This is a genomic window from Halotia branconii CENA392 (assembly GCF_029953635.1).
Classification (GTDB): domain Bacteria; phylum Cyanobacteriota; class Cyanobacteriia; order Cyanobacteriales; family Nostocaceae; genus Halotia; species Halotia branconii.
Map to the genome: position 1 here is coordinate 1,808,811 of NZ_CP124543.1, position 15,655 is coordinate 1,824,465.

At 41.6% G+C, this 15,655-nt stretch carries 13 protein-coding genes; 9 read left to right on the forward strand and 4 right to left on the reverse strand.

Annotation, left to right across the window (positions count from 1 at the left end):
• Positions 1 to 13: 13 nt before the first annotated feature.
• Complete coding sequence (locus tag QI031_RS08005) at positions 14 to 2,413, forward strand: glycoside hydrolase family 15 protein (RefSeq protein ID WP_281484659.1); 2,400 nt, start codon at positions 14 to 16, stop codon at positions 2,411 to 2,413.
• Positions 2,414 to 2,478: 65 nt separating this feature from the next.
• On the opposite strand, the gene QI031_RS08010 is transcribed toward QI031_RS08005, so the two are convergent.
• Positions 2,479 to 3,630 (reverse strand): cysteine desulfurase family protein, encoded by a 1,152-nt coding sequence (locus QI031_RS08010; protein ID WP_281484660.1) that lies wholly within the window; start codon positions 3,628 to 3,630, stop codon positions 2,479 to 2,481.
• A gap of 170 nt (positions 3,631 to 3,800) precedes the next feature.
• Between QI031_RS08010 and QI031_RS08015 the strand changes: the two genes are divergently transcribed.
• From QI031_RS08015 to QI031_RS08040, 6 genes are all read left to right on the forward strand, one after another.
• Positions 3,801 to 5,423: a DUF655 domain-containing protein gene (locus tag QI031_RS08015; RefSeq protein ID WP_281484661.1), complete on the forward strand. Its 1,623-nt coding sequence runs from the start codon at positions 3,801 to 3,803 to the stop codon at positions 5,421 to 5,423.
• Between the two features lie 324 nt (positions 5,424 to 5,747).
• Positions 5,748 to 7,007 carry an alkaline phosphatase PhoX gene (locus tag QI031_RS08020; RefSeq protein WP_281484662.1) on the forward strand — a complete coding sequence of 420 codons (1,260 nt, stop codon included), beginning with the start codon at positions 5,748 to 5,750 and terminating at the stop codon, positions 7,005 to 7,007.
• A gap of 570 nt (positions 7,008 to 7,577) precedes the next feature.
• Positions 7,578 to 9,005, forward strand: a complete 1,428-nt coding sequence (gene lpdA, locus QI031_RS08025; RefSeq protein WP_281485959.1) for a dihydrolipoyl dehydrogenase — start codon at positions 7,578 to 7,580, stop codon at positions 9,003 to 9,005.
• Between the two features lie 238 nt (positions 9,006 to 9,243).
• Complete coding sequence (gene trpC / locus QI031_RS08030; RefSeq protein ID WP_281484663.1) at positions 9,244 to 10,155, forward strand: indole-3-glycerol phosphate synthase TrpC; 912 nt, start codon at positions 9,244 to 9,246, stop codon at positions 10,153 to 10,155.
• A gap of 90 nt (positions 10,156 to 10,245) precedes the next feature.
• The gene (locus QI031_RS08035; protein ID WP_281484664.1) at positions 10,246 to 10,497 is read left to right on the forward strand and encodes a DUF5340 domain-containing protein; all 252 of its coding nucleotides are present in this window, start codon (positions 10,246 to 10,248) and stop codon (positions 10,495 to 10,497) included.
• A gap of 724 nt (positions 10,498 to 11,221) precedes the next feature.
• On the forward strand, positions 11,222 to 12,376 hold the full coding sequence (locus QI031_RS08040) for a pyridoxal-phosphate-dependent aminotransferase family protein (RefSeq protein WP_281484665.1): 1,155 nt from the start codon (positions 11,222 to 11,224) through the stop codon (positions 12,374 to 12,376).
• Positions 12,377 to 12,554: 178 nt separating this feature from the next.
• On the opposite strand, the gene QI031_RS08045 is transcribed toward QI031_RS08040, so the two are convergent.
• From QI031_RS08045 to nblR, 3 genes are all read right to left on the reverse strand, one after another.
• Positions 12,555 to 12,782: a DUF2949 domain-containing protein gene (locus QI031_RS08045; RefSeq protein WP_281484666.1), complete on the reverse strand. Its 228-nt coding sequence runs from the start codon at positions 12,780 to 12,782 to the stop codon at positions 12,555 to 12,557.
• Between the two features lie 508 nt (positions 12,783 to 13,290).
• Positions 13,291 to 13,797 carry a DUF192 domain-containing protein gene (locus tag QI031_RS08050; RefSeq protein WP_281484667.1) on the reverse strand — a complete coding sequence of 169 codons (507 nt, stop codon included), beginning with the start codon at positions 13,795 to 13,797 and terminating at the stop codon, positions 13,291 to 13,293.
• Positions 13,798 to 14,084: 287 nt separating this feature from the next.
• Positions 14,085 to 14,771: a response regulator transcription factor NblR gene (gene nblR, locus QI031_RS08055; RefSeq protein ID WP_281484668.1), complete on the reverse strand. Its 687-nt coding sequence runs from the start codon at positions 14,769 to 14,771 to the stop codon at positions 14,085 to 14,087.
• A 359-nt stretch (positions 14,772 to 15,130) separates the two neighbouring features.
• On the opposite strand from nblR, the gene QI031_RS08060 reads away from it, so the two are divergent.
• Entirely contained in the window at positions 15,131 to 15,376 is a 246-nt protein-coding gene (locus tag QI031_RS08060; protein ID WP_281484669.1) for an AbrB/MazE/SpoVT family DNA-binding domain-containing protein, read from the forward strand.
• Positions 15,363 to 15,644 carry a type II toxin-antitoxin system VapC family toxin gene (locus tag QI031_RS31555; RefSeq protein WP_343217846.1) on the forward strand — a complete coding sequence of 94 codons (282 nt, stop codon included), beginning with the start codon at positions 15,363 to 15,365 and terminating at the stop codon, positions 15,642 to 15,644. Before QI031_RS08060 ends, QI031_RS31555 begins: the two co-directional genes overlap by 14 nt.
• Positions 15,645 to 15,655: the final 11 nt, after the last annotated feature.

Sequence of the window (15,655 nt, forward strand, 5' to 3'; positions counted from 1 at the left end):
CAAAGCTGAATATATGAACATTCTTAGTCAACAACAAGCTTTTGGCTCACCGGGCATTGATCCTAGATGGACTCACGCTAATAAAGATGCAATCGGGACAGCTTACTCTACTTCCAGCCACGTTTGGTTTACCATTTGGAACGGTGTAATTACCGAAGTTTACCATCCTACAGTAGACACACCCCAGATTCGAGATTTGCAGTATCTAATTTCCGACGGTAAAAGCTTTTTCCACGAAGAGAAACGCCATCTTGAATCAAAAGTAGAACATCTGTGGACTTATGGTTTAGGATACCGCGTTACTAATTCTGACCCAGAAGGACGTTATGCCATCATCAAAGAAGTAATCGCAGATCCACATTTATCGTGTATTTTACAACACACAAAAATCACAGGCGATCGCAATTTTATTTCCCAACTCCACATATATGCCTTGTGTGCGCCACATCTAGAAGTTGGTGGGAGAGGTAATAATGGCTACGCTATAGAAATTAGTGGGCATTATGTTCTCACGGCCGAGAAAGATGGAAGATGGTTAGCATTGGGTGCAACAGTTCCCTTTACCCGTCTTTCTTGTGGTTACGTTGGTCAAAGTGATGGCTGGACAGATTTAGCTAGCAATTTCCAAATGGATTGGGAGTTTGACAAAGCTTTAGATGGCAATATTGCTTTGACTGGAGAAATAAATCTAGATGGTAATAAAGAATTTACGTTAGGGCTAGCATTTGGGACAAATCTGCACAATGCAATTTCCACATTGTTTCAGTCGCTGAATATTCCTTTTGCACAACAGAAGCAGCAATACAACGAACAGTGGAAGCGATCGCGCAATGATATCAAACCATTAGAAAATATTTCCTATGATCAGGGAAAGTTATATCACAACAGCGTTAGTTTGTTATTGGCACATGAAGATAAAATTTATCCTGGTGCTTTAATAGCATCTTTGGCAATTCCTTGGGGCGAAGCCAAAGACGACCAAGATCAAGGAGGATATCACCTTGTCTGGACGCGAGATATGGTTAGTAGTGTAGCAGGTTTAGTGGCTGCTGGAAAAAATGAGACAGCAGTGCGATCGCTGATTTATCTGGCCACTAGCCAACAAGAAGACGGTGGTTTTGCTCAAAACTTCTGGGTTGATGGTAAACCCTACTGGACGGGTATTCAACTAGATGAAGTAGCGTTTCCCATTCTTTTAGCATCGCTATTGCATCAAGAAAAAGCTTGCTCAAACTTCGACGTTTATCCGATGGTTTTGAGGGCTGCGGGTTATTTAATTCGTCACGGCCCTGCTACCCAACAAGAACGCTGGGAAGAAAACAGCGGTTATTCACCCTCAACACTGGCATCTAATATTGCCGCCTTGATTTGTGCTGCTCAATTGGCTCGTGAACGTGAAGATAAAGTAACAGCAACGTTTATAGAAGAATACGCCGATTTTTTAGAATCTCATATTGAAGACTGGACAGTTACTACAGAAGGAACTCTGGTTCCTGGTATTAAACGGCACTATATTCGGATTACTCCTACAGATATTAATAATCCTCAACCCAACGAAAATCCCAATCAAGGAACTCTGTTCATTAGTAGTCAGCCGCCCGGTGAATCAGGAGAATTTCCGGCAAAAGAAATTGTCGATGGCGGGTTTTTACAATTGGTACGCTACGGCATTCGTCAAGCTAACGACCCAATTATTGTTGATTCTGTGAAAGTAATTGATGCAATCTTAAAAGTAGATACACCTTTTGGCTGTTGTTGGCATCGTTACAACCATGACGGCTACGGACAGCAAGAAGACGGCAGTCCTTACACAAGTTGGGGTAAAGGACGTGCTTGGCCTTTATTAACAGGAGAACGAGGACATTATGAATTAGCTGCTGGTGGCGATGTCAAAACATATATCAAAGCAATGGAAGGATTTGCTTGTGATACTTGTTTGCTACCCGAACAAGTTTGGGATCAAGCAGATAAACCAGATGTACACATGTACTTAGGAAGATCAACAGGTTCTGCCATGCCTTTAATGTGGGCGCACTCGGAGTATATCAAGCTGTTACGGTCAACTGATGATGGACAGGTGTTTGATTTTATTCCAGAGGTGGCAAACCGCTATTTAGGCAAAAGAACTCAATGTAAATTGCTAGAAGTCTGGAAATTTAACCGTCAAATAGACAAAGTTAAAAAAGGTTATACATTACGGATTCAGGCTTTAGCATCTTTTCAATTGCATTGGTCAGATAATAATTGGCATACAGTACAAGATACGCCTTCTACTGCTACAAAATTAGGTGTAAATTTTGTAGATATCCCGGTTTCGGCTCATCAGCAAAAACCAATCGATTTTACCTTTTTCTGGATTGAAAGTAACAAATGGGAGCAACACAATTATACGGTTGCAGTTCAGGATAAGTAATAAATTTTGGCTCTATCAATACCAATACTTTTTTGCTCTTGATCGCTTGACTTTTAAGACAGTCGCTACTGAGGTGTTAGCCTTTGTAGAACTTGCTTTAAAACCATCGCTGTCCAATCAATATCAGCTACAGTAATATCATGTCCCAATGTCATGCGAATCCCACCCAAGGCAGCTTTTTCAGAATAACCCATTGCTAAAAGTATAGGGCTGGGGTTAAGTTTACCACTGCGACAAGCAGCGCCAGCACTAATAGCAATACCAGCAAGGTTTAGTTGTCTTACCAAAGTTTTACCACTGAGTTTTTCCCCATCAGCGTGTTCTAGGCAAAAACTGACATGATGAGGTAAACGGTAATAGCGATCGCCTGTAGGTATTAAACCAGGAATATCAGCTAATTGAGCAAATAAGCGATCGCGTAACTGAATTAACCTGGATGTTTCCGTAGATAATTCTACTGCCGCTAGTGTAGCTGCTACACCAAACCCAGCAATCGCAGGCACTGCTTGAGTCCCAGAACGCAGTCCCATTTCTTGTCCACCACCACAAATCAAAGGTACTAACTCTACACCAGGGCGCACATATAGCGCTCCTGCACCTTGCGGCCCATATAATTTATGACTAGAAATACTCAGTAAATCAACTGGTAATTTTTCTACATTGATAGGCAAACGTCCCGCAACTTGCACTGCATCGGTGTGGAATAAAACCCCGTGGGATTTCGCAATATTTCCTAGTTCTTCAATTGGTTGTATAGTCCCGACTTCACTTTGACCGTAAATTACGGAAACTAAAGCAGTGTTATTTTGTAATGCAACTTCTAAATCTTGAGGGTTGACTCTACCTTTAGCATCTACCCCTAGACGTGTCACTTGCCAACCCCACATTTCTAGCAATCGTGCAGTTTCAGAAATTGCTGAATGTTCAACATCAGAAATAATAATATGTTGAGGTGCAGTGTATGACCGGGTAATGCCCATGATTGCTTGATTGTCTGCTTCAGTACCACCGGAAGTAAAGATTACAGATTCCGATTTAGTGGCATTAATTAATCCTGCAACTTGAACCCTTGCTTGTTCTACAACCGTTGCAGCCCGTTGTCCCCACTCATGTAGGCTAGAAGGATTTCCCCACTGTTGGGCGAAGACTGCTTGCATTGCGGCGATCGCCTCTGGACGAGTGGGAGTAGTGGCACTGTGATCTAGATATATTTGCATAAATGCTTCAGGGGCTAGGGGCTAGGGGCTAGAAGCTAGGGGCTAGAGAGTATAATTCCATCGATAAAAAACTGCTTTATTTGTTCTTACCTGTTCTCTGTTCCTGATGTTGGCATACTCTTTTTTGGGAATGATAAATGTGTTCACTGCCAATTTTTTAGTAAATTACTGTGCAACTTTTTTTTAAGCGAAGAGATATTCTAATCTGTTTTTTGGTACTTGCGATCGCGGCTTGTCAACGAGTGCAGTCTTACAATAAGCGTCTCGCACCACTACCGCAAGACTCATTTGTTAAAGTTTACTTTAATCATTCCCAGTCTTCAGAATACAAAGAATCTTACCGTCAGCAAACCCGTCTTGGGGATGACTTAGAAAAACAAATTGTTGATGCCATTTCTCAAGCTAAATCCACAGTTGATGTTGCAGTCCAAGAGTTACGTTTACCCAAAATTGCTCAAGCACTCGCAGACAGACAACAAGCAGGAATTAAAGTCAGAGTCATTTTGGAAAATACCTACAGCCGCCCTTGGAGTAGCTGGACACCTGAGGAAGTCAAAAAACTAGCACCAAGGGAACAAGAACGCTATCGTGAATTTCAGCAATTCGTAGACGTTAACAAAGATAATCAACTCAGCCCAGAAGAAATCAAAAATAGAGATGCACTGATTATTTTACAAAACGGCAAAATTCCTCAGATTGATGATCGAGCCGATGGTTCAGCAGGTAGTAGCTTGATGCATCACAAATTTGTGATTGTAGATAATCGCATTGTCATTATAACTTCAGCTAATTTTACGATGAGTGATGTTTTTGGAGATTTTACAAATTCTAGTAGTTTAGGAAATGCCAATAATTTATTGCAGATTGATAGCCCAGAATTGGCTTCCTTATTTACAGAAGAATTTAACATTATGTGGGGCGATGGGCCAGCAGGCAAATTAGATAGTAGATTTGGTGTTAAAAAACCACTGCGTTTACCAAAAACTATCACACTAAATCAAACCAAAATTACCGTACAGTTTTCACCTACTTCCCCGACTCAAACTTGGAGTAATAGCAGTAATGGTTTAATTGGCAAAACTTTAGATTCAGCTAACAAATCTATCGATATGGCATTGTTTGTTTTTTCTGAACAGCGCCTTGCCAATATCTTAGAAAAACGTCATCAACAAAGTGTATCAATTCGCGCTTTAATTGATCCACAGTTCGCCTATCGTCCTTATAGCGAAGCTTTAGATCTGATGGGGGTTGCTCTAAGTAATAAATGTAAATATGAAGTTGATAATCATCCTTGGAAAAAACCGATTACTACTGTAGGTGTGCCTACTTTAGCTAAAGGTGATTTATTACATCATAAGTTTGCTGTGATCGATAGCAAAAAAGTCATTACAGGCTCTCACAATTGGTCAGATGCTGCCAATAACGGTAACGATGAAACATTGATAATAGTGGAAAGTCCGACCGTTGCTGCTCATTATATACGTGAATTTGCCCGTCTCTATACAAAAGCTAAACCTGGCTTACCACTAGCAATACAACAGAAAATCAAAACTCAAGAAAAAGAGTGCGCCCAGATTCAAGTTCCTTCGTCAATTGAAAATTTTAAAAAAGTCAATATTAATATAGCAAACCGAGAAGAATTAGCAACTCTTCCTGGTGTAGGCAAAAAGTTAGCACAGCGAATAATTATTGCTCGTCAACAGCAAAAATTTTCATCTTTGCAAGACTTAAAAAGAGTGCCGGGAGTTAGTAACAAAATGTTGGAAAAATGGAATGACTTAGTGACTTGGTAACTATTAAACTCTGAAGATTGAATTTCAAACTTCACAACTTATTGACATGAAATTGACATTGTTGTGTGAGCTATTTTTAAAAAAGAGAATTTAAAAGTCAGAAATTAGATTTTTACTAATTTTCAACCTCTGAAAGTCCTAATTTTAGCCAATTAATTGATGTATTAAAACTATTAAAAGTTTAGATATTTTCTAGATTAACTTAATGCATTAAATAACCTTTTTTTAACCTCTTATTAATTTGAAAAAAGCTGTTTCTCCCAGATAATTGATGCTGGCAATTTGCAAGAAATTAAGCCTTAACCAAAATTTAGGGAGTATACATTGAATCTATCGAGACGTGAGTTTTTTACCCTGGCAGGGGCATCGGCTACAGGTGCTGTCTTTCTATCTCCCTTGCAAGCATTCTATGCTAAACCCGCGATCGCTGCCGGCCCCTACGGCAATTTAGTGACCGACCCCAACGGAGTATTAGATTTGCCAGCTGGATTCACCTACCGCAGACTGTCCGAAACAGGTCAAACAATGAGTGATGGTTACAAAGTACCCGGTGGTCATGATGGTATGGGTGCTTTTGCCGGATCTAATGGCAATACGATTCTAATTCGCAATCACGAACTTGCTCCTTCTGCTAGCAATGGTGTGGGCGCTCCCAGTAGCAACAAGTACAACACAAATGCGAGAGGCGGTTGTACTAAATTGGTTGTTAATTCTTCCCGCAACTTGGTAAGCCATAGAGGAGTCCTAGCAGGAACCATTCGCAATTGTGCTGGTGGCCCTACGCCTTCAGGATCATGGTTAACCTGCGAAGAAACCTTTGAAACCAATAACAACAAGAAGCACGGTTATGTGTTTGAGGTTCCCAGTAGCGCCAATACTTTCGTTACCCCCGTTCCACTAACCGCTATGGGGCGTTTTAATCACGAGGCGGCCGCTGTAGACCCTAACACAGGGTATATCTACATGACAGAAGACCGGAGTAATGGATTGTTCTACCGTTTCGTCCCTAACCAAAGCAACAACCTGAGTGCTGGCGGTTTGCTATACGCCTTAAAGATTACAGGTATGTCTGGAGTCAACACAGCTACAGGTTTCCCCAAAAATACGCCTAAGGCGGTGGAATGGGTACGGATTAACAATCCTGACCCCTCTTCTGATACCGTCAGAACAGAAGGTTATAACAAAGGGGCTGCTAGGTTTTCAGGTGGGGAAGGCATCTTTTATGGTAGTGGTTATGTCTACTTCACTTGCAAGAGTGGGAGTAGTTCTGGCAACGGGCAGATCTGGCGTTATTCGCCCACTAACAATACTGTTGAACTTTATATTGAACCTAACAATTCTGGCGTGCTAGACAATCCAGACAATCTTGTGGTTTTCCCCAACCGTGACATTTTCCTCTGTGAAGATGGGGATGGAACGGATTGCATTTTAGGTATCACTCCTAGTGGCAGTCTTTACAAATTTGCTAAGAATGCCCTCAATACATCAGAGTTCGCTGGGGTCTGCTTCTCCCCCGATGGTCAAACGATGTTTGTCAACATGCAGAGTCCAGGAATAACCTTTGCTATCTGGGGTCCCTGGTAAACATACATCCTGTTTCAACCCAGTCAGGGTACAGAGTGATTACCCTGGCTGAACTCCTACCGTAACTCCTTGATCCAATCTGCAAAGCGGGATCATGTTCCCCTTGGTAACAATACTTGAGCGTTGCATAAATGCGGGATGAATTGAGCTTGTTCACCAATAGTAAACCTAAATTTTTTGTACCTTTGCGCCTACCCTGCGGGTACTCCTGCGGAGAACTCGTAAGAATAGCCGCTACCACGTCTATGCGCGAAACTAAAGTTACTTGTGCATAAGTCCTGAGAACTTCAAAAAACCTCCGCGTACCTTTGCGTTAAATAAAGGTATAGTTTTGTGCAGCTTTACAAATAAATAGTATTAGGTAATTTTTACCTAACTCTTAAACAGTAATATTTTCGTGCAAAATCAAGTGAGTACAAACTTTTCACTATAATTAATCAATAAATCAATCTCTTCCCCTGCTAGCGTGAATCATAATTTGATTTAGCAACTCCCAAATTTTCCAAAGGGGTTGCGTTGATTGCTGGTCAAGTTGAGAATAAATTAGGCGAAGCACACGGGGAAACTAACGTGAGTCATGGATTTGATTACGATTTAGTGATTATAGGCGCTGGCGTAGGCGGACATGGCGCAGCCCTACACGCCGTCAGCTGCGGTCTGAAGACAGCGATTATCGAAGCAGCGGACATGGGAGGAACCTGTGTCAACCGAGGCTGCATTCCATCTAAGGCTTTACTAGCAGCATCTGGACGTGTGCGGGAATTGCGTAACGCCCACCACCTCAAGTCGCTGGGCATTCAAGTCAGCAATGTGGAGTTTGATCGCCAAGCGATCGCTGATCATGCGGGCAATCTAGTAGCGAAACTCCAAGGTGACTTAACCAATAGCCTCAAACGTCTGGGAGTCGATATTATCAGGGGTTGGGGAAAAGTTGCTGGGACGCAAAAAGTCACTGTAACCGGGGATGGGAGTGAAAAAACCATTACAGCCCAAGATATTATCCTAGCTCCTGGTTCTGTACCTTTTGTACCTCCAGGCATTGAAGTAGATGGAAAAACTGTCTTTACTAGCGACCAAGGCGTTAAATTAGCATCTCTCCCAGAATGGGTAGCGATTATTGGTAGTGGTTACATCGGCTTGGAATTTTCTGATGTTTACTCGGCTTTGGGCTGTGAAATCACGATGATTGAAGCCCTAGATCAGTTAATGCCAGGATTTGACCGTGATATTGCCAAACTTGCAGAACGGGTGTTGATTACTCCCCGCGATATTGAAACCAAAGTAGGGATTTACGCCAAAAAAGTCATCCCAGGTTCACCTGTGGTGATTGAATTGGCAGATTTCAAAACCAAGGAAGATGTTGATGTCATCGAAGTGGATGCTTGCTTAGTGGCTACAGGACGCATCCCCGCAACCAAAAATCTCGGTTTAGAATCTGTGGGTGTAGAACCAGACCGACGAAACTTTATCCCTGTTGACGATCGCATGGCAGTGTTGTCAGCAGGTGAAGTCGTACCTCATTTATGGGCAATTGGCGACGCAAACGGCAAAATGATGTTGGCTCATGCCGCTTCTGCTCAAGGCATTGTCGCCGTAGAAAATATCGTCGGGCGATCGCGTGTGGTAGACTATCGCAGCATTCCCGCCGCCGCATTTACCCACCCAGAAGTTAGCTATGTCGGGATGACGGAAACAGCCGCCAAGGAATTAGGACAAGCCGAGGGCTTTGAAGTGGCAGTTAGCAAAAGTTACTTCAAAGGTAATTCCAAAGCATTGGCAGAAAATGAATCCGATGGTATAGCCAAGGTTGTATATCGCAAAGACACTGGTGAAGTCTTGGGTGTGCATATTTTTGGAATGCACGCCGCCGATTTAATTCACGAAGCATCCGCAGCGATCGCCAACCGTCAATCTGTTAATAGCCTCGCTCATTTGGTTCACGCCCATCCCACCCTTTCGGAAGTGCTGGACGAAGCCTATAAGCGAGCGGTCGCCTAGAAGAAGCAGAGGGGCAGGGAGCAGGGGGAAAGAAGCAGGGGAGCAGGGAGCAGGGAGCAGGGGGAAAAAGAGAAAGAGGTAATTTTTTTCATACCCCGGTCGTTGATCTTGTCCTGAGTTTCGACTGCGCTCAACTACCGCGTAGTCCAAGGGCGTAGCCGAAGTGTACACCCCGCCCCAATGCCCCATGCCCCATGCCCAATGCCCCATTTTCCATGCCCCATTCTTAATTTTTAATATGCAAATCCGTCGCCGTTCACCAAATCCAGCGATTAATGTTTCTATTTTGTGTTATCAGACTGCTTTACCCAATGCAGCACCAAATAATATTTTAGAAGAGATAGTTTGGCACAAAGAAATAGAAGTTGACCAAATGCGGGAAAAGCGACCTTTGCGGGAATTGCAGAAACAAGCACTTACCGCACCGCCAACTCGTGATTTTATCGCCGCTTTACGGCAAGGCAAAACAAATCCAGCATTAATTGCAGAAGTAAAAAAAGCTTCTCCTAGTAAAGGAGTTTTACGAGCAGATTTTGACCCAGTAGCGATCGCTTTATCCTATCAACAAGGTGGTGCTAGTTGTCTTTCTGTGTTGACAGATGTCAAGTTTTTTCAAGGTGGATTTGATAATTTAGCAAAGGTTCGTGCCACCGTAGATTTACCCTTACTATGTAAGGATTTTATCATTTATCCTTATCAAATGTACTTGGCTCGGATTCAAGGTGCAGATGCCGTTTTATTGATTGCGGCTATTCTTAGCGATCAAGATCTGCAATACTTTATCAAAATTGCTAATGCCCTCAAGATGGCAGCTTTGATTGAAGTTCACGATTTAGTAGAACTTGACCGTGTACTAGCTTTAGATGGTGTATCTTTAGTAGGAATTAATAATCGCAATTTAGAAGATTTCTCTGTTGACTTGCAAGCTACTTGCCAGCTGTTAGCAGCCAGAAATACTCAACTACAGCAACGAAATATTTTAGTTGTGAGTGAATCGGGACTACATAGCCGAGATGATTTAAATGTAGTAGAAAAAGCAGGTGCATCCGCAGTTTTAATTGGAGAATCTTTAGTTAAACAACCAAATCCAGAGCTGGCGATCGCTAATCTCTTCTCTAAATCTTCATCTCCAACTACCTCAAGCCACTAACAAAATACGTATTGATTGTGTCACAATTTATTAGCAAGAGACAAATTTTTTCTAATACAAAATCCCACATTGAAATCTTAAGTTAACTACATGGAGCAAATCCCTTTACCTTCACCTGTCCACTACGAACTTATACTGCAACTTTTAGAAAGACAAACTATGTCCGCTGTCAATCAAAATCCTGATTTGCGACGACAAGTCAACCAGCTAATTATTACCCTCCGAAAAGCGGCAGTCCAACAAAAGCAACTAGAAGAAATTTGTCAATTTTCTTCTGTAATGGTAGACCATCGTTGGTCAATCAACCACCATAATGCTAATCAAGTTGCTACTCCTGATTGATTGGTTAAGTTAATTTTTAAAGCTATTTTGTGACACTCTTATTCGGTGCGTTTATTTCTTTAAGTATATAATTTTGTATATGTAGGAGTATTTATCTTTTAAAGTCGCGCAGGGGAAATTCCCTATGTCATATTGCAATAAGTCGGTGAGGAAACTTCCTCGCCGACTTTTGTCATGAAAGACAGGATTTACGCACAGGTAATACCGTTTCACTTTAAAGTTGATATATTTGGGCAAGCAGGGGAAGCAGGGGAAGCAGCACTTCGGCTGCGCGGAAATCGAGCGAAGTCGAGATTCAACTACCGCGTAGCTAAAGTGCTGCCCCCTGCGGTCTTAATGATAAGTCTTTACCCGAACACGATATCAGAGAGTTTTGGCGTAAGTCCTAAAATAAATAAAATTTGATAACTCATTGTATCTGTACCCCAATCTGTGAGATTCTAGATAATCGCTGCTACAAAACTTAAGACAACTAGACAAAAATCATAAATGTCTCTTATCTACGAACTGACAACAATTCGCTACTCTACTTAGATAGATACCCCGTAAGTATTTACGTGTCTGGAGCGATCGCCAAACCGAACAGTTGTAAATAAGTCGGAGTCTTAAAAAATTACTGAGTCCAGCTAACCGACAAAACGATATTACAAGATTAACTGTTATGCAGGTGAATATCTAATATTCATTATCTCCTTTAACTTTTATTTGACTTTAGGACATAAATATGGATAATAAGCTGATGCTGATGATTCCTGGCCCTACGCCAGTACCAGAAGCAGCCTTACTGGCTTTAGCCAAGCACCCGATTGGACACCGCACCAGTGAGTTTAGCAACATATTGGCGGAGGTTACAGAAAACCTCAAATGGCTGCACCAAACTCAAAGCGATGTACTGATGCTGAATGTCAGTGGTACAGGTGCGGCAGAAGCGGGAATAATTAATTTTCTCTCATCTGGCGATCGCATTTTAGTTGGCTCTAATGGTAAATTTGGCGAACGCTGGGTAGAAGTTGGTCAAGCATACGGTTTGAATGTAGAAGCAATTACAGCTGAATGGGGTAAGCCTTTAGATCCAGCGTTGTTTGCTGCCAAACTCCAAGCTGATACCGAAAAGCAAATCAAAGCTGTCATTATTACCCATAGTGAAACTTCAACAGGTGTGTTAAATGACTTAGAAACCATCAATCGTCATGTTAAAGAACATGGCGAAGCCTTGATTATTGTTGATGCTGTTACTAGCTTGGGTGCGTTTAATTTACCAGTAGATACTTGGGGTTTGGATATAGTCGCCTCTGGTTCTCAAAAAGGTTACATGATTCCTCCCGGCTTAGGATTTGTTAGTGTCAGTCCTAAAGCTTGGGAAGCCTACAAAACTGCGAAATTACCGAAATATTATTTAGATTTAGGTAAATATCGGAAATCTACAGCCAAAAACACTACTCCTTTCACACCTCCGGTAAATTTAATCATGGCGCTACATGCCACGTTACGGATGATGAGAGAGGAAGGCTTGGAGTCAATATTTGCTCGGCATGAACGGCTGAAGAATGCCACCCGTGCTGCTGTTAAAGGGTTAAATTTACCCTTGTTAGGAGCAGATAGTTGTGCCAGTCCAGCGATTACAGCTGTAGCACCACAAGGTGTTGAAGCGGATAAAATTCGGTCATTGATGAAGAAGCGCTTTGATATTGCCTTAGCAGGTGGTCAAGACCATCTGGCTAATAAAATTTTCCGTATTGGTCACTTGGGCTTTGTCAGCGATCGCGATATTCTCAGCTGCATAGCATCCCTAGAAGTTGCTTTATCTGAACTCGGTTACGAAAACTTCACTCCGGGAGCTGGTGTAGCGGCAGCAACTAGAGTGTTTAGCCAATCATGAATTTGAAATAGAAGTAATAATACCTAGTATTAAATTAAAAGAGCGAGTTAACAAATCGCTCTTTTTTTTATATTTAAAAGAGTCAAAACGGTAAAATTCTATTTTCCTACATATCGGTTTTGGTACAAAGCAGAGTGGATGTGACATACCTTAGTTTTCCTGTACAAGCTAATCATACCTAAGCTGTCTCTAGCCAATCGTAAATTTGTTCTAACTGCTCTAAAGTAATCAATCCATACTGCCAAAGAATCATTGGTAAAGGACCAGGATCTTGCTCGCGATGTCGCATTGCAACTGCAAGCGACGCAGCGGAAATTGATAAATCTTCCTGTAAAAAATGTATTAGTCGAGAATAAGTTGATGGTGACACGTTTAACTCACCTCCTTGCCTAGTGTGTACTGTCATATAACGATTTACCATTGTTCAGTAACCCGCAGCTAATATTTCATTTGTGACTATACGATTACCGGATAAATACTCGACAAATTGTTTGAATATTCCGGAAACAGAGCATTTTTATGGTGAAAACTTGGAAATATTACCTTTAACAACACTTGTCTGCCCAATTTTTAAGCTACTAGTTACCCAGGTCAAATTGGCTTCATCTTTTTTACCTTAGTGCTTAATTTAATTACAGCTGTGGTAACAAAGATTCCATAGCCTATACTCCCTTATGAGCGACTATTTACACCTACTGCCAAAGGAATATTTTTTGAGACTCAACCATTGAGATGTGATTCTACCTTGGAAATAGCAGTATTTCCTAGTTTTGACATGATATTAAATAGTAGCCTCACAATTCATCTTTTTACACATACTTGATGTATTTTTTACACAAACATTATGAAACAAATTTTATCGGTTCTTACAGGGGAAACTACCTAAATACTGGTCTTTGCAAAGCCACTGATATTTAAAATTCAATTTTGACGCGATCGCCTTGCTGCAAATTTAGTTCAGCGGCTCGTCCAGATCGCAGTTCAATGACCGTATCAACAGGTACATTAGGCCCATAAGTAGGACAAGGATCTCCAGTACAGGGAGGTGCAGAAGTTTCTACATACATTACCACTCCATTTTGTAAAAATACCATATCCAGAGGCACTGGCACATTTTTCATCCAAAATCTAACGGGTTGTGGAGAGGGAAACTTAAATAGCATCCCCCGATTATCTGGTAAAGCTGGCCGATACATTAATCCTTTTTCTTGCTGTTCTTGAGTCTTTGCCACTTCTAACTGAATTGTTGTGTTATTAGGAACAATGGCTTTGGCTGAAATTGGTAGTGTTTGTCCTGTGGGTGCTGCTGTTTGACTGGTAGGGCTTGGAGTTGGTGTCGGAGGTTTGGCTGTTGTCTGCATCGAACAGCCCATGAGCAAAATACCCAGCAATATTGGAATTAAGCTTAGCCAACGTATCATATAGTTTGGGGTTTTGTAATTTAGATTTCGATTTTACAGAATTTAAGCCAGAAAGCCTATGATTTTTAGTTGTTTTCTTGGTGAACTTGGCAAGTATGAGTGAGTAATTTTACTAGGAAAAGGGAATAGGGACTAGGGACTAGGGGCTAGTACCGCTGCGCGGAAGTCAAAGTTTAAAACTCAAAAGTTAAAAGACTTATAAAAAATAAAATTAAAACTCCCACCTTTTCAGTGGTGGGAGCCAGGAATTTTGTTGTGTAGCTTTTGCTGCTCCTGTCATGAGCTTGTTAAGATTCTCTTAAAACGTACCCTACACCTCGAACCGTTTGAATCAGACGCTTTTGTCCTTCTTCTTCGATTTTCAGACGTAAGTAGCGAATATACACTTCAATCACATTCGACTCACCCATAAAATCGTAACCCCAGACATTCTCTAAAATTTGTTCGCGGGTTAAGACTTCACGGGGATGTTCCATTAAAAACTTTAATAGTTCAAATTCTTTCATTGTTAAGTCAATCGGCCTACCGTTATGTATGGCGCGGCGAGTTGCTAGATCTAAAATTAGTTCTCCAAAACGTAACTGTTCGGTTGTCTCGATATCAGGTTTTAAATAAAGACGAATCAACTTTAAAAAGTCTTCGGGACGGTATGGCTTGAGGATGTAATCATCAGCCCCAGCTTCTAGACAAGCCACACGATCATCAATTGTATCTCTGGCCATTAAAATTAGCACAGGCGATCGCATACCAGTACTTCTGAGATTTTTGCACAATGAAAGTCCTGATTCACCTGCAAGCATTCGGTCTAAAACAATTAAAGCAGGTTGGCGATCGCGACAGTGTTGTAAACCGCTGGCTGCATCATGAGCCAAAATCGCATCATAACCAGCCTCTTGCAAATCAAAAGACAGCTGATTTGCCAAGCTATCATCGGTTTCAATCACTAAAACACAAGGACTGTGAGCAAGTGTCATAACAATTTGGGATATTGGATTTTGGACAGTGCAGATGTTTCAGATAATTCTGGACATCAGCTAGAAGTGTAATTACAAGTTTTTGTCGATGGATAAATCCTAAGTTAATATGCTGCCTCAAATTTCTTTTAGCAGGTTTAGGTATCAGCCATCAAATTTTTAGATGCAATTTTAATCACTAATTCCAAATTCCATTCCTGTACTAGTAATCTGGAAGGAATTTCCCAATTGGTAAGACAAAGCATTAGCTCACAATTGCTCCAATGCGAGTTATGGGTGCTACATAAGGCCAGGTTCGAGAAGTGCTGTGTTAGTTTGGTCAATATGGGCGTAAAGATTCACCTTTAGCTATTGTGCCTATGCCAGTTACAACAGTCACAAAGACCGGACAAATTACTCTACCTGAAGAAATTCGGCAGCATCTTAAGTTAGTGAGCGGTAGCCAAGTTGAGTTTGTGATTGACGAGGACGGTCAAGTCAAAATCTTCCCTCTCAACGTTGCCGTAGAAACCCTATCTGGTATTCTCCATCGACCAGGCATCCCACCAACCTCCTTTGAGGATATGGAAACAGCCATCTCTGAAGGTGCGAATGATTGGACTTGATACCAATGTCTTGGTTCGATACCTCACTAAAGATAATGAGCAGCAATGGCAACAAGCTGTTATGGTAATTCAAAAGAATCAGCCTTGCTTTATCACCAATATCGTTTTGTGTGAAATGGTTTGGGTGCTTAGAGGAGTAATACCATGTCCGGTTAAAGACTTCTCATTAAGACCGCAGGGGGCAGGGAGCAGGGAGCAGAGGGAGAAAGAGTTTTCAGGTTTTTGCACAGACGCGGGATTCATAACTAATAAGCCGGACATGATATAAACTATGGCTTT